21 protein-coding genes, 1 tRNA gene and 1 pseudogene are annotated in these 19,969 nt (G+C 43.3%); 14 read left to right on the top strand and 9 right to left on the bottom strand.

Going from position 1 to position 19,969, the window contains the following annotated elements; translation table 11 throughout:
• The first annotated feature begins 6 nt into the window (after nt 1-6).
• Nucleotides 7-702, top strand: coding sequence for a rhombosortase (gene rrtA, locus ACMXYR_RS08090; RefSeq protein ID WP_415901146.1), 696 nt, complete (start codon nt 7-9; stop codon nt 700-702).
• Between the two features lie 24 nt (nt 703-726).
• On the opposite strand, the gene ppsA is transcribed toward rrtA, so the two are convergent.
• On the bottom strand, nt 727-3,096 hold the full coding sequence (gene ppsA / locus ACMXYR_RS08095; protein WP_415898201.1) for a phosphoenolpyruvate synthase: 2,370 nt from the start codon (nt 3,094-3,096) through the stop codon (nt 727-729).
• Nucleotides 3,097-3,334: 238 nt separating this feature from the next.
• Between ppsA and ACMXYR_RS08100 the strand changes: the two genes are divergently transcribed.
• Nucleotides 3,335-4,153, top strand: coding sequence for a pyruvate, water dikinase regulatory protein (locus ACMXYR_RS08100; protein ID WP_415881266.1), 819 nt, complete (start codon nt 3,335-3,337; stop codon nt 4,151-4,153).
• A 56-nt stretch (nt 4,154-4,209) separates the two neighbouring features.
• On the opposite strand, the gene ACMXYR_RS08105 is transcribed toward ACMXYR_RS08100, so the two are convergent.
• Nucleotides 4,210-4,479 carry a hypothetical protein gene (locus tag ACMXYR_RS08105; RefSeq protein WP_415901147.1) on the bottom strand — a complete coding sequence of 90 codons (270 nt, stop codon included), beginning with the start codon at nt 4,477-4,479 and terminating at the stop codon, nt 4,210-4,212.
• A gap of 206 nt (nt 4,480-4,685) precedes the next feature.
• Between ACMXYR_RS08105 and ACMXYR_RS08110 the strand changes: the two genes are divergently transcribed.
• Nucleotides 4,686-5,360, top strand: coding sequence for a FecR domain-containing protein (locus ACMXYR_RS08110; RefSeq protein ID WP_415901148.1), 675 nt, complete (start codon nt 4,686-4,688; stop codon nt 5,358-5,360).
• 26 nt (nt 5,361-5,386) lie between these two features.
• On the opposite strand, the gene amrA is transcribed toward ACMXYR_RS08110, so the two are convergent.
• The gene (amrA, locus tag ACMXYR_RS08115) at nt 5,387-5,992 is read right to left on the bottom strand and encodes an AmmeMemoRadiSam system protein A (protein ID WP_415901149.1); all 606 of its coding nucleotides are present in this window, start codon (nt 5,990-5,992) and stop codon (nt 5,387-5,389) included.
• On the bottom strand, nt 5,979-6,758 hold the full coding sequence (amrB, locus tag ACMXYR_RS08120; protein ID WP_415901150.1) for an AmmeMemoRadiSam system protein B: 780 nt from the start codon (nt 6,756-6,758) through the stop codon (nt 5,979-5,981). The genes amrA and amrB overlap by 14 nt, the downstream gene beginning before the upstream one ends.
• Nucleotides 6,759-6,907: 149 nt before the next feature.
• On the opposite strand from amrB, the gene amrS reads away from it, so the two are divergent.
• The gene (gene amrS, locus ACMXYR_RS08125) at nt 6,908-7,978 is read left to right on the top strand and encodes an AmmeMemoRadiSam system radical SAM enzyme (protein ID WP_415901151.1); all 1,071 of its coding nucleotides are present in this window, start codon (nt 6,908-6,910) and stop codon (nt 7,976-7,978) included.
• A gap of 97 nt (nt 7,979-8,075) precedes the next feature.
• Here the strand turns inward: amrS and ACMXYR_RS08130 are convergent.
• Nucleotides 8,076-8,152, bottom strand: a tRNA-Met gene (locus ACMXYR_RS08130).
• A gap of 330 nt (nt 8,153-8,482) precedes the next feature.
• Between ACMXYR_RS08130 and ilvC the strand changes: the two genes are divergently transcribed.
• The 9 genes and pseudogenes from ilvC to ACMXYR_RS08175 all read left to right on the top strand — a co-directional run bounded on the left by ilvC (nt 8,483) and on the right by ACMXYR_RS08175 (nt 16,984).
• On the top strand, nt 8,483-9,958 hold the full coding sequence (gene ilvC, locus ACMXYR_RS08135) for a ketol-acid reductoisomerase (RefSeq protein WP_415901152.1): 1,476 nt from the start codon (nt 8,483-8,485) through the stop codon (nt 9,956-9,958).
• 139 nt (nt 9,959-10,097) lie between these two features.
• Nucleotides 10,098-11,543, top strand: a complete 1,446-nt coding sequence (gene modF / locus ACMXYR_RS08140; protein ID WP_415901153.1) for a molybdate ABC transporter ATP-binding protein ModF — start codon at nt 10,098-10,100, stop codon at nt 11,541-11,543.
• Between the two features lie 169 nt (nt 11,544-11,712).
• Nucleotides 11,713-12,069 (top strand): annotated as a pseudogene (locus ACMXYR_RS08145) (ATP-dependent zinc protease); the annotation flags it as partial.
• 129 nt (nt 12,070-12,198) lie between these two features.
• Nucleotides 12,199-13,092, top strand: a complete 894-nt coding sequence (rimK, locus tag ACMXYR_RS08150) for a 30S ribosomal protein S6--L-glutamate ligase (RefSeq protein ID WP_415903635.1) — start codon at nt 12,199-12,201, stop codon at nt 13,090-13,092.
• 167 nt (nt 13,093-13,259) lie between these two features.
• On the top strand, nt 13,260-14,297 hold the full coding sequence (locus ACMXYR_RS08155; protein ID WP_415901154.1) for an inorganic phosphate transporter: 1,038 nt from the start codon (nt 13,260-13,262) through the stop codon (nt 14,295-14,297).
• Nucleotides 14,298-14,316: 19 nt separating this feature from the next.
• Nucleotides 14,317-14,961, top strand: coding sequence for a DUF47 domain-containing protein (locus ACMXYR_RS08160; RefSeq protein WP_415901155.1), 645 nt, complete (start codon nt 14,317-14,319; stop codon nt 14,959-14,961).
• Between the two features lie 97 nt (nt 14,962-15,058).
• Nucleotides 15,059-15,886 (top strand): AraC family ligand binding domain-containing protein, encoded by an 828-nt coding sequence (locus tag ACMXYR_RS08165; protein ID WP_415901156.1) that lies wholly within the window; start codon nt 15,059-15,061, stop codon nt 15,884-15,886.
• 85 nt (nt 15,887-15,971) lie between these two features.
• Complete coding sequence (locus tag ACMXYR_RS08170) at nt 15,972-16,679, top strand: AzlC family ABC transporter permease (protein WP_415901157.1); 708 nt, start codon at nt 15,972-15,974, stop codon at nt 16,677-16,679.
• A complete protein-coding gene (locus ACMXYR_RS08175; RefSeq protein ID WP_415901158.1) occupies nt 16,676-16,984 on the top strand; it encodes an AzlD domain-containing protein in 309 nt (102 codons plus the stop codon). Before ACMXYR_RS08170 ends, ACMXYR_RS08175 begins: the two co-directional genes overlap by 4 nt.
• Before the next feature lie 2 nt (nt 16,985-16,986).
• Here ACMXYR_RS08175 and ACMXYR_RS08180 read toward each other — a convergent pair whose 3' ends face one another.
• A complete protein-coding gene (locus ACMXYR_RS08180) occupies nt 16,987-17,922 on the bottom strand; it encodes a D-hexose-6-phosphate mutarotase (protein ID WP_415901159.1) in 936 nt (311 codons plus the stop codon).
• Between the two features lie 162 nt (nt 17,923-18,084).
• Here ACMXYR_RS08180 and ACMXYR_RS08185 point away from each other — a divergent pair, with 162 nt between their 5' ends.
• Nucleotides 18,085-18,669, top strand: a complete 585-nt coding sequence (locus ACMXYR_RS08185) for a DNA-J related domain-containing protein (RefSeq protein ID WP_415901160.1) — start codon at nt 18,085-18,087, stop codon at nt 18,667-18,669.
• 1 nt (nt 18,670) lies between these two features.
• Here ACMXYR_RS08185 and ACMXYR_RS08190 read toward each other — a convergent pair whose 3' ends face one another.
• The 3 genes from ACMXYR_RS08190 to ACMXYR_RS08200 all read right to left on the bottom strand — a co-directional run bounded on the left by ACMXYR_RS08190 (nt 18,671) and on the right by ACMXYR_RS08200 (nt 19,735).
• Nucleotides 18,671-19,123 (bottom strand): GNAT family N-acetyltransferase, encoded by a 453-nt coding sequence (locus ACMXYR_RS08190; protein ID WP_415901161.1) that lies wholly within the window; start codon nt 19,121-19,123, stop codon nt 18,671-18,673.
• 50 nt (nt 19,124-19,173) lie between these two features.
• A complete protein-coding gene (locus tag ACMXYR_RS08195) occupies nt 19,174-19,383 on the bottom strand; it encodes a cysteine-rich CWC family protein (RefSeq protein WP_415901162.1) in 210 nt (69 codons plus the stop codon).
• Nucleotides 19,384-19,507: 124 nt separating this feature from the next.
• Nucleotides 19,508-19,735: a hypothetical protein gene (locus ACMXYR_RS08200; protein ID WP_415901163.1), complete on the bottom strand. Its 228-nt coding sequence runs from the start codon at nt 19,733-19,735 to the stop codon at nt 19,508-19,510.
• Nucleotides 19,736-19,969 lie beyond the last annotated feature (234 nt).

A 19,969-nucleotide genomic window follows, 5' to 3' on the forward strand; every position in this document is an offset into this window, starting at 1 on the left:
ATGGCCATGAATTTGTTCACCTCAATCGCAACTGCCCTTCGGGGCGGTTGTGACTCTCGTCATGCTCTTAACGATAACGAGCAGTCAACAAAAGTACCGCTGATCACCTTATCTATCATCGTCAGTGTTTTGAGCATCGGATTACTAGGTTATTTCTATCCTGTGCTTTCATGGCTCTGCTTTGATTACGCCCTAATTGCTGAGCAACAACAATTCTGGCGTTTAATTACAGCCCATTTTGTTCATAGCTCTACAGAGCACCTTTTTTGGGACCTGTTAACCTTTACCGCCGCAGGAGCGTATTTAGAGAAACGTAACCAAAAGCTATTCATATATGGATTGCTTGCAAGCCTAGTGACCCTATCCATCTTTCTACTTTCACCACTAACAGATATAGCGCGATACAGTGGCTTATCTGGGATCCTATACACTGTAATCTGTTTAGCAGCATGGCAATGGTTAAGAGAGGAAAAAGGCTTTATCGCATGGCTACCGTTGATAGCGATCGCTGTTAAAACGGTTACTGAGATATTTATGCAGGATACAGTCTTTGTAACTGAAGGATGGGCGGTATTTAGTGAAGCACATCTCGTTGGGGCTGGTACTGCATTGTTTGTAGGCTTTTATCAGGCTGTAAGAAGTGCTGATTTGAAATTATTTTCATCTCTTTCAAAAGCAAAAAGCGCCATTAAGAAACCTTAATAGCGCTTTGATTTATAAAAGCTTTTAGCTTTCTTGATTATTTGCCAAGAAGAACCAAGTATCGAGAACAGAATCAGGGTTCAAAGATACTGTGCTAATTCCCTGCTCCATCAACCAACGAGCTAGATCAGGGTGATCGGATGGGCCTTGGCCGCAAATACCGATGTACTTGCCCTGCTTCTTACATGCTGAAATAGCCATGGAAAGCAGCTTTTTAACCGCTTCATCTCGCTCATCGAATAGGTGCGCAATAACACCGGAATCACGATCCAAGCCCAGTGTTAACTGCGTTAGATCGTTAGAGCCAATAGAGAAGCCATCAAAGTGTTCTAGGAACTCATCAGCAAGTAATGCATTAGATGGAATCTCACACATCATGATTACACGTAAACCGTTCTGACCACGCTTAAGTCCATTAGCAGCAAGCAGATCAACAACCTGTTTCGCTTCACCCGGGGTACGTACAAACGGGATCATTACTTCAACGTTAGTAAGCTGCATCTCATCGCGTACACGCTTAAGAGCACGACATTCAAGTTCGAAGCAATCACGGAAGTTTTCAGAGATGTATCGTGCTGCACCACGGAAACCAAGCATTGGGTTCTCTTCACTTGGTTCAAACGCATCGCCACCGATTAGATGACCGTATTCGTTCGACTTAAAGTCAGACATACGTACGATCACTTTCTTAGGGTAGAAAGCAGCGGCCAATGTAGAAATACCTTCTACCAGACGATCAACATAGAAATCGACTGGGCTGTCGTAACCTGAAATACGGCGAGATATAGTCTGCTGCAGTGCGGGTGGCTGCTGATCGAAATTAATCAATGCTTTAGGGTGCACACCAATCATGCGGTTAATAATGAATTCTAGGCGCGCTAGCCCCACACCTGCATTTGGCAGTGCCTGAAAATCAAATGCACGATCAGGGTTGCCCACGTTCATCATGATTTCGAAAGGTAGATCAGGCATAGATTCTACACTGTTAGACTGGTGCTCATAATCCAGTTTTCCAGCATAAACTCGACCGGTATCACCCTCAGCACATGAAACAGTCACAACTTGACCATTAACAAACTGTTCCGTTGCATCCCCACATCCAACAATCGCAGGAATACCCAATTCACGGGCAATAATTGCAGCATGACAAGTACGACCACCGCGGTTTGTAACAATAGCTGCAGCGCGCTTCATAACAGGCTCCCAATCAGGGTCTGTCATATCTGTAACAAGCACTTCACCCGGCTGTACTTTCTCCATTTCATTAATGTCATGGACGATACGTACATTACCAGAGCCAATTCGATGACCTATAGAGCGGCCTTCAACAAGTACTTGGCTGGTTTCTTTTAGTAGGTAGCGCTCAATTACCGCTTGATTACTGCGGCTCTTAACAGTTTCAGGACGCGCCTGAACGACAAATAGTTCGCCCGTATCGCCATCTTTAGCCCACTCAATATCCATTGGGCGGCCATAGTGGTTTTCGATCTCAATGGCAATCTTCGCTAATTGCTGAACATCTTTATCATCGATGGAGAACTGCTGGCGCTCAGCCTGATCAACTTGAACAGTGGATACAGGATTGTCTGAACCCGGCTCAGAGTAGACCATCTTGATCGCTTTAGAACCGATCGTTTTACGAATAATTGCTGGTGCACCCATTTTTAGGGTTGGCTTATATACGTAAAACTCATCTGGGTTAACCGCGCCTTGTACAACGGTTTCACCTAAGCCGTATGCAGAAGTAATAAAAACTACGTGGTTAAAACCAGACTCTGTATCCAACGTAAACATTACACCGGAAGAGCCAGTTTCACTGCGAACCATGCGCTGTATACCGGCAGAAAGCGCTACTTCACTGTGCTCAAAACCATGGTGAACACGGTAAGAGATAGCACGATCGTTATAGAGAGATGCAAATACCTCTTTGATCGCGTGTTTAACATTGGCTAGACCTCGAACGTTTAAGAATGTTTCCTGCTGCCCGGCAAAAGAAGCATCCGGTAGGTCTTCAGCCGTTGCAGAAGAACGAACTGCCACAGCGATATCTTGATTTTCAGCAGACATATCAGCCCAGTACGCTTCGATCGCTTGATCAAGTTCTGGTTGAAACTCTGCTTCCATGATCCAATCACGTACCGTCTTACCGGTCTCTTTTAGTGCTTGGATATCATTAGTATCAAGCTCTTTAAGCTTGGCATTAATCTTATCTTCTAGACCGCCATGAGTTAGGAAGTCACGATAGGCATCAGCCGTAGTTGCAAAACCATTTGGCACTTTAACATTCGCGCCAGTAAGTTCTTGTAACATTTCGCCAAGAGAAGCGTTTTTACCGCCTACTCTTTCTACGTCATTCATTCCTACCTGATCTAGGCGCAGTACATAGTTCTGCAACTGTATATCTCCTACTCTGGTGTATAGTTATTACTTCTAATAATGGTGAGATCTTACTGCACTCAGCAGCAAAAATCCCCTGAAAAAAGCGCATATATGGTGGATTACTTTGATGATAATCAGACTATTGATGAAATCATGACCAATCGCTGAAATATGGCTGCCGATGATAGCCGCAACCCTGCTCTACATCTGGTATAGTCAGCCATATATTTTTGTTGCAGATTGTAAGTAAACAATGAAACGAACAGCTTTTTTTATTTCAGACGGAACAGGTCTAACCTCAGAAGCATTGGGGCATAGTTTGCTTGCTCAGTTTGATAGCATTGAATTTGAACAGATTACTCTTCCCTACATAGATGACGTTGAAAAGGCTCGCGAGGCCGTCCAGAAGATCAACCAAGTTGCCGAGCAACATGGCACTCGCCCTTTGATCTTTGATACGGTCGTAAATGAAGATATTCGTAATATCATTGCCGAATCGAATGCCTTTAAGATCGATGTCTTTTCAAGCTTCCTAAAACCTCTAGAAAACGAGCTTGATGCTCACTCCAATTATTCCGTAGGTAAATCCCACGGTATCGTTGAGCGTACTCGCTACAAAGACCGCATAGATTCAGTAAACTTTGCAATCGATAATGATGACGGTGCGCGTACACGCCAATACGCCAATGCGGATATCATCCTTGTAGGTGTATCCCGCTGCGGAAAGACACCAACGTGCCTTTATATGGCGATGCAATTTGGTATCCGTGCAGCAAACTACCCTCTGACCGAAGAAGATATGGAGTTTAATCGCCTTCCTGAAGTACTAGAGGAACATAAACATAAGCTTTACGGTCTGACAATTGATCCATTCCAGCTTTCTGCGATTCGTCATGAACGCCGTCCTAATAGCCGTTATGCTTCACTTGATCAGTGTGATTTCGAAGTACGTGAAGTTGAGCGACTGTTTAAGAAGCTAAATATTTCAACGATCAACACAACAAATTTCTCGATTGAAGAGATATCTACTCGAATCATGGCTCAAGCAGGCCTTGAACGACGAATGAACTAACAAAACAATAAAGGAGCCTTTCGGCTCCTTTTAATATAACAAAACAACCGCCGTTTTTACTCTGCTTCAGCCATTTTAGCTGCCATTTCCCTGTATTTTTCAGCTTGCTGTCCTTTGCTTGGCATCGCCTCTAGTGCATCCGCCATTAACTCATAAGCCTGAACTTTGCCCTCATAATTTGGGAAATCTTGATGAAGACCATTCAGTAACTTCATTGTTAACTTGTGTTTACCTGCTTCAAAACAGTGTTTAGCAATTTCATGACGAGCCGATGGGTCTTTTAATTTAAAGTCAGGGTCGTATTGATAAACGCGTTGGATTAGCACAGGTATTAATGACTCATGGTTGGATTGCTTAAGGCACTCAAGATAAGCCGGTTGAAGCTAGAAATAAATTGGTGTCATGAAAAGGACAAACTTCACTTTATGACAAGATCAACAAATGGAGATTCAATTGCTATCTACTGAATTGATGTAACAATTAGCTCTAGGTACCTTGTGTTTATCTGACTCAAAGAACATGGAGCATTAAGATGTCACTTCTATCCAATTTTTCACGCATTCTCCTGTTATTGTTCTGTTTTATTTCCAATCCTGTAGCTGCCGATAATGAAATTGGTAAGGTTGTGCTTATCCAAGGAAAACCACTTGTAGAACGCCAGAATCAGCATCTTTTCATCAAAAGGAATGATCCCCTATTTATTGAAGACGTTTTAATCACCCCTGTTGGTAGTAAGATTTTGATCAAGCTAGCTGATAAAACCACTATATCTCTGGCCGAAAACACCCAATTTGAGTTATCCAAATATCAATTTGATAAAAAAAACCAAACTTCAGACGTCAGTTTTAAAATGCTGAAAGGCGCATTTAGAACCCTAACCGGCTCAATAGGTAACCAAGCGCGGCCAAAATTCGAGATACACACACCATTAGCGACTATTGGTGTTCGTGGCACGGAGTTCTGGGGAGGGATGATCTTCTCAGATGCACTGGATGTAACTATGTTGGAAGGTAAAGGGGTTTACATCAAAAACGAACATGGACAGGTAGAGATCACCCGACCAGGTGATGGCACTATGGTTTCTAAAGGCATGAAACCTTCTGAAGTGTCTATGTGGAGTGAAGATAAGCTGAAGAAAGCTGCAGCGGCGACAGAGCTAAAACAACAACGAAGACAAACCGAAAGTGACGATTATCTAAACTACTAATTTAAGATTTAATTAAACAACAATTATTACTTTCTGGAGTGCTTCTCAACATCCTGATCAACCACATCTACCACCTGATAAATGAAAAAACGCATATTATCACTCCAGTAATCTACCGGCAGACCCGCTTTTAACTTCAAGCGCTGTAGAAATACCTTTGCTGTAGGTAGCTGTTGCCAAACTTGTGGTAGAAATGTGGCTCGATGCCCTCTTTCTTCAATTATTAGCCCATCAATCCTTGGCCTTAAACAGCCAAGAAGCTGTTTTTCGCTTGATACGCTTAATTCCACTAGTGCCGTTAATACAGAGATATGAATTGAAAGGGACTCAAATTCACTTACAGACACAGGCTCAAACCGAGAGTCATAAAAGGCTGCGTTCACAGCATTGCGCTGTAAATCTTTAAGTAAAGACCGTCGTGCTTCTAATGTGCCGATACAACCTCGTAGCTCTCCATTGATAGATAAAGTTACAAAGGTTGCAGCTGGCTTATTAAGCCATGACAATTTTGAAATTGAATCATAATCTATAGGCTCATTTTTTGACTGTAATTCAAGTTTCGATGCAATTGCATCTTGAACGATTTCAATCATTAACTTTTGCTGCTCATGACTAAATTCAATAGATGGCATAAGCACCGTACCCTACAACGCGGCTCTTATCACCCGCACTATCTCCAGAATTACAGGATTGAAGCAGATGTATTTTAAAATCTGTGGAAGCTAGTGCACACTGTAAACCATTAAGGCCCATGTAACCGCACGCTTCATCACCTTTAATATCTGTGTCACCAGCAATGATCCGTTGATTAGTATTTTCATCGATTAACTTTGCTTTGACGTAAGAATGATAATGGCTCAAATCGGTACTGATTACAGTTAGCACCTCTGGATCTTGTAACGCAGGTAAAATCAATCTGGCAATCTCACTTGCCGATGCATTTCCGACTACAACAGGAATTAAATCTGCTTGAATATTGATTTGCTGAATAAATGGCAACTGGACTTCAAGACTGTGTTCTTGTGTATGTGCTAGGTCGTTGTAACTGACCCAGCCTTTATCAACTAATTCGCTGACTCTATCCGCAGCAATGGAGATATTACCAAGTGGTGTATTGAATTGATCAGCCAAAGGAACGGCCATTCCTTGAAATGCTACTCGATGGCTTGGCCCGATTAATAAAATGTACTTAAACTGTGCTTCTGATGAGATACAGCTAAAAGCTGCGGCCGCGACACTTCCTGAATAAATATACCCGGCATGAGGGACTATTAAAGCCCTTAAGTTCGGTATCACTTCTCTCTGCTCTTGTCTCAATAGAGCATCTACTTCACTTGCCAATTCTCTAGCATCATCAGGGTAAAACAAACCGGACACTGCTGGCTGACGAGTATTCATAAGCTTCTCCGTAGTATGTCCCATATCACAAGAACACATATAGCAGTTTGATTGCTAACAATCACAAGCCGTCCTACCCTTCAAGTATAGAAATAAGTTACGAGAGTTTTAAAAACATCATCGATTAATTACCCAAATAGGAACCCAGTATGAGTGTGCTTGAAGTGGGGTTCTGGCATGAACTTGATCAAAAAAAGATTCAATGTGATTTATGCCCTCGTTATTGCAAGTTATCAGACGGGCAACGCGGACTCTGTTTTGTACGAGGTAATGAAGGTGGTCAGATGCACCTATACACTTATGGGCGTTCGAGTGGTTTTTGTATAGACCCCATAGAGAAAAAACCACTAAATCATTATCTGCCGGGGACTCCAGTACTATCTTTCGGTACAGCTGGCTGTAACCTCACCTGTAAGTTTTGTCAAAACTGGGATATGAGCAAAGCCCGTGAGATGGATAGGCTTGCCGATGCAGCAAGCCCAGAACAATTAGCAAAATACTGTCAGGAACATCATTGCCGCTCAATCGCGTATACCTATAACGATCCCGTAATCTTTCTCGAATACGCTGAAGATGTTGCGATTGCATGCCATGAATATCAAATCAACTCGATTGCTGTCAGCGCTGGCTATATCACTGATATAGCACGCCCTCGTTTTTTTGAGCATATGGATGCCGCAAATATTGATCTAAAAGCGTTTTCGGAACGCTTTTATAAAAAGCTCTGCGGAGCCAGCCTCTCCCCTGTACTCGATACTCTTCTCTACCTTCATAATGAAACCTCAGTGTGGTTTGAGGTCACAACCCTGCTTATTCCTGACGAAAATGACAGCAATGAAGAGATCGATGCTATGACCCACTGGATTTACAACAACCTTGGTCCCAGCATCCCACTACATTTCTCTGCTTTTCATCCTGATTGGAAAATGAGAGACAAAGATCGAACACCTGCATCAACCCTAACGCGTGCGCGAGAAATAGCTATGAAAAACGGGTTAAGGTACGTTTACACGGGTAACGTGCATGACACTTCTGGTAGCTCAACCTACTGCCACAACTGTGGATTACGTTTGATTGAACGCGATTGGTATCAATTAGGAGAGTGGAATCTTAAATCTGGCCGTTGCGTAGGCTGTGGTGAACCCTTACCTGGTCGCTTTGAAGACAGTCATGGTAACTGGGGAGCTCATCGACAACCCCTGTATTTATCTGGGAAGTAACTAGGCTGTAGAAACGAAAAATCGCTCAACAAAAATCACCATACCCCAGAAACGAAAAAACCGACTTAGAGTTAACTAAATCGGCTTATTCTGAATTTGGTAGCGGGGGCTGGATTTGAACCAACGACCTTCGGGTTATGAGCCCGACGAGCTACCAAGCTGCTCCACCCCGCATCAATGTGGCGCGAATATTATAGATCCTCTTCACCTTTAGCAAGCACTATTTCACGCATATGCAAAATTAATCGTAACAAGCCCACTTTTTGTTTATTTAACATACAGTTATGGCCAAATTTGGTGATACGGAACAGTTTTCATCTAATTAAACTGGATACCTGCCAATAAAGCGCTATTATTGCCTCACTTTGTATGGGATTAATCGTTGCAAGAAACGCAACAGAGCAAACCATATATATCATTTTACGCGATACCCTGAATCTTTTAGAGTAGCGCTATAACAAACATGTCGGTTTACCGACTTTATATATATTACGGAATGTAGAAATGTCTAAGAACTATTTCAACACGCTTCCACTGCGTGAGCAGCTAGAACAGCTGGGTAAATGTCGTTTTATGTCTATGGATGAATTCAGCGATGGCGTTGAAGCTCTTAAAGGCAAAAAAATGGTTGTTATCGGTTGTGGTGCACAGGGCCTAAACCAGGGTCTTAACCTGCGTGACAGTGGTCTAGACGTTTCTTACGCTCTACGTCCAGCAGCAATCGCTGAAAAGCGTCAGTCTTGGAAAAACGCTACTGAGAACGGTTTCGTTGTTGGTACTTACGAAGAACTAATCCCGACTGCTGACGTAGTTCTTAACCTTACTCCAGACAAGCAGCACACACCTGTTGTTGAAGCTGTAATGCCTCTAATGAAAGAAGGTGCTTGCCTATCTTACTCTCACGGTTTCAACATCGTTGAAGAAGGCATGCAGATCCGTGACGACCTAACAGTAATCATGGTTGCTCCTAAGTGCCCAGGTTCTGAAGTACGTGCTGAATACGTTCGTGGTTTCGGTGTACCAACACTTATCGCTGTACACGAAGACAACGATCCAAAAGGCGAAGGTCTTGCACTAGCTAAAGCTTACGCTGTAGGTACTGGCGGTCACAAAGCAGGCGTTCTAATGTCTTCTTTCATCGCTGAAGTTAAGTCTGACCTTATGGGTGAGCAGACTATCCTTTGCGGTATGCTACAGACTGGTTCTATCCTTTGCTTCGACAAAATGGTTGAAGAAGGCATCGACGCTGGTTACGCATCTAAGCTTATCCAGTACGGTTGGGAAACAATCACTGAAGCTCTTAAATACGGCGGCGTGACTAACATGCTAGACCGTCTATCTAACCCAGCTAAGATCAAAGCATTCGATCTTTCTGAAGAGCTAAAAGTTATCATGCGTCCGCTTTACAACAAGCACCAAGATGACATCATCGACGGTACTTTCTCTCGCGTGATGATGGAAGACTGGGCGAACGACGACAAGAACCTACTAGGCTGGCGTGCAGAAACTGCTGAGACTAACTACGAGAAGACTCCAGCAGGCGACGTAGAGATCTCTGAGCAAGAGTTCTTCGACAACGGTATCCTAATGGTTGCAATGGTTAAAGCGGGTGTTGAACTAGCATTCGAAACTATGACTGCTGCAGGCATCATCGCTGAATCTGCTTACTACGAGTCTCTACACGAAACTCCGCTGATTGCTAACACAATCGCACGTAAGAAGCTTTACGAAATGAACGCAACTATCTCTGATACTGCAGAGTACGGCTGCTACCTATACAACCACGCTTGCCTACCACTACTAGGCGACTTCATGAAAGGCATCAAAACTGATGTTATTGGTAAAGGTCTAGATCTTGCTGATACTGGCGTAGACAACGCTCGCCTAATCGAAGTTAACGAAGCACTACGCTCTCACCCAGTTGAAGCGATCGGTAAAGTGCTACGTGGGCACATGGCTGACATGAAGAAGATCGTATAATTACCTGATATTTATACATTTTCTTTTTGTAAGAAAATTAAAGCCAAGGCTTTGCCTTGGCTTTTTTTTAGCTAAATTTAAGCTTTTTCCGTAACAGATTTCTATAAAACCCAATCGATAGATCCGCATAATAGAGCCTATGAACAGCATTAAGATTGAGAATTACACGGCAGAATTTGGTGAGTCTTTCACGCTCAACAACATCAATTGGACAATTGAACCCAACCAACATTGGGTGATTACTGGTACCAACGGTTCTGGTAAGTCTGCCCTATCTGCAATCTTGGCCGGTGCTGGCGATAAAGTCAGCGGTACTATTTCGGGCCTACCAAAACATATTGAACTTGTCTCTTTTGAAGCTCAGGCAGAACTGATCGCCCGAGAGCTAAAGAAAGACGATGCCGATATCATGGATGTTATTAGTGAAGGCACCCCGGTAAGAGAAATTCTGGAAGAAGGTAAAGCGATCTACCCAGAATTTGATGCTGAGCTACTCGACCAACTTGTTAGCATGTTCAAGTTAGAACATATGCTGGATCGCAGCTTCAGAAAGCTCTCCACGGGTGAAACGCGTAAGATCATGCTGATTCGCGCCCTAGCGAATAATCCAGACCTTATCATTCTAGATGAGCCTTTCTATGGTCTAGACGCAGACTCTATGAGGCTGTTGCACGACCTGCTAGCAAGCAAGATCGATTCAATGGGCATGATTCTGGTATTAAACCGTTTTGATGAAATGCCTGATTTCATCACCCATGTTGCTTACACAGACAAAGGTGAGCTTCACCACACGGTTGATATTAACGACAAACAGGCTTACGACGATCTGTATCAACTGTTACACCTAAAAACGACCGAGCTATCTGTGCCACCTACAGATGAATCCGATCGTCCACCAGCACTTAATCCAGAAGATCCACTAGTACGCTTAACTGATATTAAAATTGCCTACGCAGATTCAAAAGTTATTGATGGCCTTAACTGGACCATTAAGCCGGGACAGCACTGGCAACTAAGCGGGCCTAACGGCAGTGGTAAGACTTGTTTGCTAAACCTAATTACCGGCGACCATCCGCAATGCTATACCAACGACATCTTTGTATTCGGTATGCAACGGGGTAACGGCGAAACTATCTGGCAGATCAAGCAATATATCGGCTATGTATCTACCGCACTTCAGTGGGAATACCGTGTAAGCATCAGCCTTAGAAACGTCATCATCTCCGGCTTCCACGACAGTATCGGTATGTACACAAAGAGTACCGATAAGCAGAAAGAAGTCGCGGACCAGTGGCTAGCCCTGCTAGGTATGGAAGATCGTGCCAACGAGCCATACAACCAGCTTTCTTTTGGTGATCAACGTTTATTACTTATTGCACGAGCGATGGTTAAGCACCCTACTTTGTTGATCCTTGATGAGCCTTGCTTAGGCCTCGATGATATCAACCGTCAGCTCGTACTGGCTTTAATTGAGAAGATCTGTGCCAGTGGTGACACAACGGTTCTATATGTTAACCACCACGCAGAAGACCAGATCAGTGGTATTAAAGAGTTTAAACAACTAGAAAAACTAACTGCTGAATAAATTCTCTAAGGCCTAGTATACACTAGGCCTTTTTCCTTTCAGATCCACTCTAATATCTTCTAAAAATTTTCATATAGAACCTGTAAAAAAAGATTGTCTCTTGATTAAAACAGGAGTCAAATTGCACTCATGTACCACAAGGCAAATGCCTTTATTGAGGATCAAATGAGTGACAATCGAAAAGAATATCTGCGGCGCTGAAGAATGGTGCAAGTTCCCTCAACTTGCCGTTCCTGCAATCAAAGCCAGAGTTGACTCTGGTGCTAAAACATCTGCAATCCATGCTTTAAATATCCAACAATTCCAAAGAGATGGCGTTGCTTGGGTCAGATTTGATGTATGCCCATTACAGGACAATCGCAAGACAGTAGTTCATTGCGAAGCCCCTATATTTGATCGCCGGAGTGTGAAAAGCTCTAGCGGCACATCGGAAAAGCGCTATGTAATCAAAACAAGCTTAGCTATTGGCGATCAAAGCTGGGATGTTGAACTTACATTGACCAATAGAGATGCGATGGGCTATCGCATGCTATTAGGCCGTGAAGCGATGTCCGGTAAGTTAATTGTAGACCCAGAAGAATCTTTTTGTTTAGGTGACATTGCTGATGATGAGTTAAAAGAACTCTATCTAAGCAAAAAAACACCCAAAAAAGGTATGAAAATCGCTGTACTAGCCAGCAACCCAAATCTATACAGTAATCGTAGGATTATGGAAGCAGGTGAAGAGCGCGGTCACGAGATGGTGTTCCTGAATATCAAGCACTGCTACATGAAGATGGATGCTGAAAATCCAGAGGTTCATTATCGTGGCGGCAAGGTACTAAATGATCTTGATGCAATTATCCCACGGATTCGCCCAAGCATGACCTTCTATGGGTGTGCACTGACACGTCAATTTGAATCTATGGGTGTGTATTGTCTTAATACCGCCGGGGCTATTACTCAGTCTCGCGATAAGTTGCATTCCCTACAACTCCTCTTCGAGAGCAAGATTGATATTCCGATCACGGGTTTTGCTAACTCACCGCTCGAAACGGATGATCTGATCAATATGGTTGGTGGCGCACCACTGATCATTAAGTTGCTTGAAGGCACTCAAGGTAAAGGCGTTGTACTCGCTGAAACCAAGAAAGCCGCAGAGAGTGTTATTAATGCATTCAAGAGCCTTAAGGCCGACATTCTCGTTCAGGAGTTCATAAAAGAAGCCAACGGCAAAGATATCCGCTGCTTTGTAGTGGATGGAAAAGTTGTGGCTTCAATTCAGCGTGAAGCTGAACCTGGCGAATTCAGAGCGAATATCCATCAGGGTGGTACAGCGAGCCTTATCGTTCCAACATCAGATGAGAAGAAGATCGCTATTAAAGCAGCTAAGGCCATGGGCCTCAAAGTAGCTGGCGTAGATATCATTCGTTCAGCGAAAGGCCCTTTACTGTTAGAGGTAAACTCTTCTCCGGGCTTGGAGGGCATCGAAGGCGCAACCGGTAAAGACGTTGCTGGCCTGATGATTCAAGCTATAGAGAAAAAGCTAAAGTGGGTTGTTAAAGTATAGCGTTCTCCTAATTTCCAACTCATAAACCCGTTCCCATACTTTTGGGAATGGGTTCTCTGATCTAAATGTACATTCTCAAGTTTCTTTTAATTCCATAAACCTATTCTCTGACTACTATTAAGTTATTAGCCTCCAAAAATGAAAGCTAATGTGAGTCAGCAAATTAGATGGATCAAATTTGGCTATTCCTCATAGTTGCGACAGCCATTGTTATAGTCTTCGACTTCACCAATGGATTTCACGATGCATCCAATATGATAGCATCGGTGATCGCTTCGCATGCTATGACACCCCTTCAAGCTATTTTAGTCATAGGCACATTCACCTTTTTGGGGCCTATGTTTGGGGGTACAGCAGTCGCAAACACCATTGGTAAATTTGTCACTTTAGATGACCTCCCAAGCAACCTATCTTTATCTCTAGTGATCTGCGGTTTATTAGCTGCCACAGTTTGGAATCTTTTTACTTGGTATAGAGGCCTACCCTCTTCCTCTTCGCATGCATTGGTTGGTGGCTTAGTTGGGGCTGTTGTCGTATCAGCGGGGCCAGAACATGTACTCTGGGGCTTTTCACAATTAGCACATGGACAGATCACTGGCGTTACAAAGGTATTGCTAGCACTGTTTATCTCCCCTTTAGCGGGTTTCTGGATAGGCTTTTTACTGCAACGGATCACGCTGTATCTTTTGCGAGCAGCCAGCCCTTTGATCAATCGTGAATTAAGGGGCGCTCAATGGTTCACAACTGCTGGTTTAGCCTTCTCCCACGGTGCTAATGATGCCCAAAAAAGTATGGGTGTATTAACTCTATGCTTACTAATGAGCGGTGAGATCAGCGAATTTTCAGTGCCATTCTGGGTAATTCTAGTTTGTGCCATTTCTATTACGTTAGGAACATTACTAGGTGGCTGGCGTATTGTTAGAACACTAGCCTTCTCTATCTACAAAATTAGGCCCCTACATGCCTTTAACTCTCAAGCTTCATCTGCAGGCGTTATATTTTTAGCCTCAATGATTGGCGCGCCCGTATCAACAACTCACGTGGTTTCCTCATCTATTATGGGTATAGGCGCGGCAGAGAGAGCTAAAGCCGTAAGATGGTCCAAGGCTAAAGAGATCGGTATCACTTGGTTAATCACCATACCTGGTGCTGGCATTGTCTCCATTATTAGTTTTGGCGTGCTGAGCCTTACTACGCTTGCTTAGATATTGAAAAGGATTAGATATGAGCGATCAGAGTAAACAAAACCTCTTTCGTAAGCTCCTTAATAGGATTGTCCCTACGCCACCTGACTTTTTCTTACTCCTAACCGAGCAATGTACATTGGTAACGGTAACGATCAGAAACCTCTATCAATATATGAAGAGCCCCAACAATTATCTCGCAGAAGTATTAGCGGCAGATGAGCATCAAGCAGACGCACTTAAAATACGTAATTTACACCAACTAAACCGGGCCTTTTCCACCCCAATAGACCGTGAAGATATCTACCGTGCCATTGCATCCTTGGATTGGATCATCACCCATTGCAAAAGCACAATAAACGAGATGCTTGATCTGGGCGTTGAGCCCGACGAACAAATGGTGAGAATTCTTGAGGAGCTCCTAACGGGCTGCGAAGCTTTGGAGCGAGGCTTTGGTGGTTTATCATCCTATCCCGCCGGTAGTGAGAAAGATGCACAGGCAGCTCGGCATGCCCATCGACGTATCGAAAGACTATATAGGCACAGTTTAAAAGAACTCTTCCAAAGTGAAGTCACCACAGAGATGCTTTGTAAACGCGAAATCTATCATCACTTGATGGATGGATCTCGAAGACTACATGCTGCAGCAAACGTTCTACACGATATTATGGTCAAGCTGGTTTAGAAAGACTTAACAAATACTAAGCTTATGCAAAGTGCTACATGCTTTAAAGATCAATTTTGTACAAAAACCACAATCATGTTTACGCTAGAATGTAGCCATGAGCAAAAAAGAGATCGCTAACTACCATATAGAAGATGAACTAGGCGGATTAGAGATGCTAGAAGCGTCCTATGAGCGCCAGAATTTTTCTAGACATAGCCATGAGGGTTATACGGTAGGCGTGATTGAGGAAGGTGCTCAGCGCTTCCTAAGAAATGGTGCTAACCACGTTGCGCCGCAAGACAGTATCATCCTCGTTAATCACGACGAAGTACACGATGGTCATTCTGCAGCTGAAGGTGGCTGGTCTTATAAAGCGATCTACCCTCTACCTGATCAATTAGCGAGTATCGCAAAAGAAGCAGGCCTTAATATCAGCGGCTCAGCCTATTTCTCAGAACCGGTTGTTAAAGACCCAGAGCTCGCAGGCTTGTTTCGACTAGCCCTATATCATTTACAACACTCTGATAACCGCTTGCTGCGCGAGACACTGCTATACAACGCATTACTCAAGTTGATGCAGCGTCATGGTAAATGCAGCACAGATATACCTGAGCAGGCCGATGCTAAGTCGAGAGTCGCTTTAGCAAAAAACTACCTCGATGATCACCCACAAGCTGATGTGTCACTAGAAGATCTAGCCAAACTTGCGGGAATTAGTGCTTTTCATCTGGTACGACAGTTTCAGAAGTTCTACGGGCTCCCTCCGCATGCTTATCAGATACAATCACGTGTGCGGCTAAGCAAACGCTTTATCGCTCAAGGCGACACACTATTGGATGCAGCCTTAAAAGCAGGCTTTCACGATCAGAGCCATCTTAACCGTCATTTCAAACGGACTATCGGTGTAACGCCTGGTCAATATGCTCGACAGATAAGAAGCTAGCATCACAAACAGGCCGCAATCCTGTACAAGACTCACAATTACTGAATATTTATCTTTATCGCTCAACATAATAAAGAGCGTGAAAGTGAATAGTCAGGTAATAATTCCATTAAGCCCTAAGCAGTCTTTCCTTAAAGGCACGGTAGCAATGCTACCCCTTATTATTGCTGTACTGCCTTGGGGCATATTAGTCGGCGCATACGGAATCGAATCGGGTCTAACCGCTTGGCAAACCCAAGCCATGTCGCTGTTTGTATTTGCGGGCACTTCACAGTTGGTTGCTATAGGTATGCTACAATCCGGTGCTTCTGCATTCAGCATACTAGTCACCACCTTGCTGATTACCTCAAGACATCTGTTGTATAGCATGGCAATGCGCCAGTATATCCAGGGCCTCCCCCTTAAATGGCGCAGTTCACTCGGTTTCCTGTTAACCGACGAACTCTTCGTAAATGGCACACAAGATAACGGTATATTTAATCGTTGGTATGCATTGGGTGGAGGCTTAAGTTTCTATATCGCCTGGAATTTTTCAACGCTGGTAGGAATCCTTGCTGGCGCAGCTTTGCCCAATCTAACTAACCTTGGATTGGACTTCGCGGTTGTCGCTACATTTATCGCCATACTCATCCCGATGATTAAAAACCTCTCTTATCTGGTTTGTGTAGGCGTATCACTGGTGGTATCTGTGTACTGCGAATCTCATGAGATCCAAGCAGGCTTATTGATCTCAATTGTTTTGGGGATGTTAAGTGGTTATTTCTTTAAGTGCGCAGTTGGGAGATCGGAATGAATTATTGGCTATTATTTGGGCTTATGGCGATCGTTGTCTTCGCAAGTCGCTATCTATTTTTAGAACCCCGCTTACCACTTAAGCTAAATAATAAAGCACTAGAACTTCTTAGTTATTCGGCCCCTGCGGTACTAGCCGCCGTTATAGGCCCATTAGTGTTTTTACAGGATGGACACTTTACAACGCGCTTAGACAGCCCGTATATCATAGGCGCACTGGCTGCCATCGTGTTGATGCTTTTAACTAAAAACACCTTGATGACAGCCGTACTGAGCATGGGGGTGTTCTTCGTCTGTAATCTATAGGGTTACAGACGAACAGAACGGATTGAGACTTTGCTAATTGAATCACTACCAGGCGCTAGCTCAACAGCATTATCCAGGACAGACGCATTTTCCAAGCAAACCATGTTCTCATAGTCATTATCAGCAAAATGACTTAAGCGTTTACTTTTATCGATCCAAGGGTTCCAAACCACCATGTCAGGCAGGTTATCAGCACTCATAAGTATCTGACGGCGCATCTGCTTGTCTTTGATAGCAACCTGAGCTGGGATATTTGGGTAGATACGGTCTGTTTCAGCCGAGATGCCAATTGCTGAATTAGATTGCTTAACCTGCCAGTCTTCCAGCGTATCTATATATTCGACCGTTTCTAAGCCTTCTATCGCTGCATCATTTACATGACCAATTTGAAGGTAGCTGTGCAAAGCGCTGGTATAGCTGAAGGTATCTGAGCCTAAATTTTTAACTTTAAGTTCTAAATCTAACTCAACACCCACGGTAACTGTTAAACGAAGAACAGCTGGATATGGCCAGAGCTCTGTGGGTAGTACCTCAAGCTGAAGCGTTAATCGAGTCGTTTCACTATCAATCAGATCGACAGCTAATAGCTCCCAATCCTGAGATCGCACAAAGCCGTGGGCAGGTGGTTCTGCTTCATTAACTTGGTCTCTAACTTGATTTGGGTTTCTTGATAGGTCCCCAAACCATGGCCAACAGATAGGTACCCCACCACGAAGAGACTTACCGGATTTAAAATCGTTTTCTTGGCCCAGCCACAAAACAGGCTGTTCCCCTATTCTACTGTACTCAGCAACTTGCGCCCCTTGCAAAAAAACAGTGGCTGAAGCCGCTTCGTTTTTTACTGCGATCGCAACAAGCTGCTTATGAATCTCAATAGTAATGCCTTTTAAAGCGCCATACTTGGCATACAGCGCTTGAACTTGATCTGCCAGATTCATATTTCTTGTTATTCCTGGTTACTAAACTGCATGGCAGTATTTTACTGCCTACTATCAAATGGGTAAAAGCCAATCGATACTAATGTGTATGAAATATTCTCGACTGGTAATCCTCATCCTACGCCGATAAGCTGCTCTAATCATCAGCAAAACTACTGAATTATGTCTCGTAACCCACTCGTCACTCCAATCGAAGAGATCCTTAGGCAAACAGAAGCCAGCATAAGTGAATACGAGCTACTAAAAGCCCTAGAACTTAATGCTGATGATTTCGGTGAAGATGCACCATCAGGTAGTGACTTGGCACTGTTTAGACAGCATTTCCTTATCATGAATGCGCTCTATACCCTGCAACCGAAGTTTTGGGAGCAAGGCTTTAAGCTGACGATCTCTGCATTAGAGATCAGCCTTATCAAAACCGAAAACAGCAATCAAAACGAATTGTCACTAGAGTCAGATCAAGCGGTCAGAGAGTACTATCTAGATTGGGATGAATTCACATCAAGTAACGAAGAATCGGTCAATAAACTGCTAGATAGTTTTTGGACCCGTTACTTTAATCAAGATCACTATCAGGGAGCGCTCGACGTTTTAGGTCTAACTGAAGATAGCGACTTCCAATCGGTGAAAACACAATACCGAAAATTAGCCTCAGAACATCATCCAGACAAAGGTGGCTGTAAGATAAAATTCAATCAGATTAGAGAGGCTTATGAGGTAATAGCCAGCATCAAAAAAAATGCCTAACCTATTGATTAACCGAAATTTCCATAGGTTGATAAACCAAACCTGACAACTCTCCCACATCCCCTTTAAGCTTAAAACCATATTTCTGATAAGCAGGGACAGAAGGTAATGAAGCGCTGACAGTTACGATTTCTGCTCTCGCATATTTCAATACAGCTATAAGTAATTTCCGACCAATCCCGCCCTTTTGCTGACTGGGTGTAACAAATAACATCGCTATATGGCGGCCTTCCTTTAGCTCTACAACACCTAAGATTTCACCGTTATTATCTTCTGCGACGAGCATACGATTATCTGCTTTCATCCTTTTGGCAAAAGCATCTGCAGAGGCTATTGCTGCAAAAGTAGAGATCCCTTCATCAGACAATGAACCAGCAACCGAGTCAGAAAAAGCATCTAAACAGACACGACTAACGCCATCGGTATCGTCCTCTTTAATCTCTCTAATGAACATCATTTTCCTTAATGTTTCTAACAACAATCTATCAATCTGAAGGGCTCTGTTTATTTTTCAGAATCGGGAATATTACCCCAGTTTTCTTTAAACTCATTTAAACATTTACAGCACAAACACTCATCCCACCTCTCAGCTAAATAACCAGCCTGCTCCCTTGTTAGATGGATCTCACTGCAATAACAAATAAAATAGCTACCGACCTTGCACTCAAACAATGAGCCGCACATCGGACAAGTTGCTTGTTCATGTTGAGGCATACATAAATCCAAATCACTAGCGTTGATGTTTAACAGTTGGTCTACCGATTATAAGCGAAGAATAAGTCTGTTTACGGGACGGGTGTTTATCTTTTAAGTTTTCATCTAGAAACGTTATAAGGCCTTATAGCGAATACAGAACGTAAGCCGAAATGCACCATACAACAGCCCCAACTATACGTTCTACCGCATCTCCATAGCTAACCTGCTTATTCCAATGTGGAGGGTACACTGCTTTTATGGAATATCGGCCTGTTGTGGAAATACTGATATCTAACAGAACCCCTCCCTCTATGGCTAGCTTTAAAAGAAGACCAAGGCCTTTGATTACAGTTTCTATAATTTCGAGCATAGAGCTAACAATGCCTTAATTGTTAATGCAGAAATGCCGTTTTATGCTATATCACATTTCTAATATTTAGCGTACTTAATGGCAGCCTATGTAGTGATCTTATTCCCAAGCCCCTTCGTACATATTAACAGTACATATCCGAGAGGGTTCGTCATGAAAATTTTGGCACTATAACTATACGATTTTTACAAATATATCTTTGACTCAAGCAGAAACCCATTAAGACATATCCCA

The sequence above is a fragment of the Neptuniibacter sp. QD29_5 genome, assembly GCF_047778125.1.
In the GTDB taxonomy this organism is placed as follows: domain Bacteria; phylum Pseudomonadota; class Gammaproteobacteria; order Pseudomonadales; family Balneatricaceae; genus Neptuniibacter.

Excerpts from the sequence above, each read along its gene's own strand:
- ACMXYR_RS08160 (WP_415901155.1), top strand. The coding sequence starts at position 14,317 with ATGAGCGATCAGAGTAAACAAAACCTCTTTCGTAAGCTCCTTAATAGG.
- ACMXYR_RS08200 (WP_415901163.1), bottom strand. The coding sequence starts at position 19,735 with ATGCTCGAAATTATAGAAACTGTAATCAAAGGCCTTGGTCTTCTTTTA.
- ACMXYR_RS08195 (WP_415901162.1), bottom strand. The coding sequence starts at position 19,383 with ATGCCTCAACATGAACAAGCAACTTGTCCGATGTGCGGCTCATTGTTT.
- ACMXYR_RS08175 (WP_415901158.1), top strand. The coding sequence starts at position 16,676 with ATGAATTATTGGCTATTATTTGGGCTTATGGCGATCGTTGTCTTCGCA.
- ilvC (WP_415901152.1), top strand. The coding sequence starts at position 8,483 with ATGTCTAAGAACTATTTCAACACGCTTCCACTGCGTGAGCAGCTAGAA.
- rimK (WP_415903635.1), top strand. The coding sequence starts at position 12,199 with ATGAAAATCGCTGTACTAGCCAGCAACCCAAATCTATACAGTAATCGT.
- ACMXYR_RS08190 (WP_415901161.1), bottom strand. The coding sequence starts at position 19,123 with ATGTTCATTAGAGAGATTAAAGAGGACGATACCGATGGCGTTAGTCGT.
- ACMXYR_RS08180 (WP_415901159.1), bottom strand. The coding sequence starts at position 17,922 with ATGAATCTGGCAGATCAAGTTCAAGCGCTGTATGCCAAGTATGGCGCT.
- amrS (WP_415901151.1), top strand. The coding sequence starts at position 6,908 with ATGAGTGTGCTTGAAGTGGGGTTCTGGCATGAACTTGATCAAAAAAAG.
- ACMXYR_RS08185 (WP_415901160.1), top strand. The coding sequence starts at position 18,085 with ATGTCTCGTAACCCACTCGTCACTCCAATCGAAGAGATCCTTAGGCAA.
- ACMXYR_RS08155 (WP_415901154.1), top strand. The coding sequence starts at position 13,260 with ATGGATCAAATTTGGCTATTCCTCATAGTTGCGACAGCCATTGTTATA.
- rrtA (WP_415901146.1), top strand. The coding sequence starts at position 7 with ATGAATTTGTTCACCTCAATCGCAACTGCCCTTCGGGGCGGTTGTGAC.
- ACMXYR_RS08165 (WP_415901156.1), top strand. The coding sequence starts at position 15,059 with ATGAGCAAAAAAGAGATCGCTAACTACCATATAGAAGATGAACTAGGC.
- ACMXYR_RS08100 (WP_415881266.1), top strand. The coding sequence starts at position 3,335 with ATGAAACGAACAGCTTTTTTTATTTCAGACGGAACAGGTCTAACCTCA.
- amrA (WP_415901149.1), bottom strand. The coding sequence starts at position 5,992 with ATGCCATCTATTGAATTTAGTCATGAGCAGCAAAAGTTAATGATTGAA.
- amrB (WP_415901150.1), bottom strand. The coding sequence starts at position 6,758 with ATGAATACTCGTCAGCCAGCAGTGTCCGGTTTGTTTTACCCTGATGAT.
- modF (WP_415901153.1), top strand. The coding sequence starts at position 10,098 with ATGAACAGCATTAAGATTGAGAATTACACGGCAGAATTTGGTGAGTCT.
- ACMXYR_RS08110 (WP_415901148.1), top strand. The coding sequence starts at position 4,686 with ATGTCACTTCTATCCAATTTTTCACGCATTCTCCTGTTATTGTTCTGT.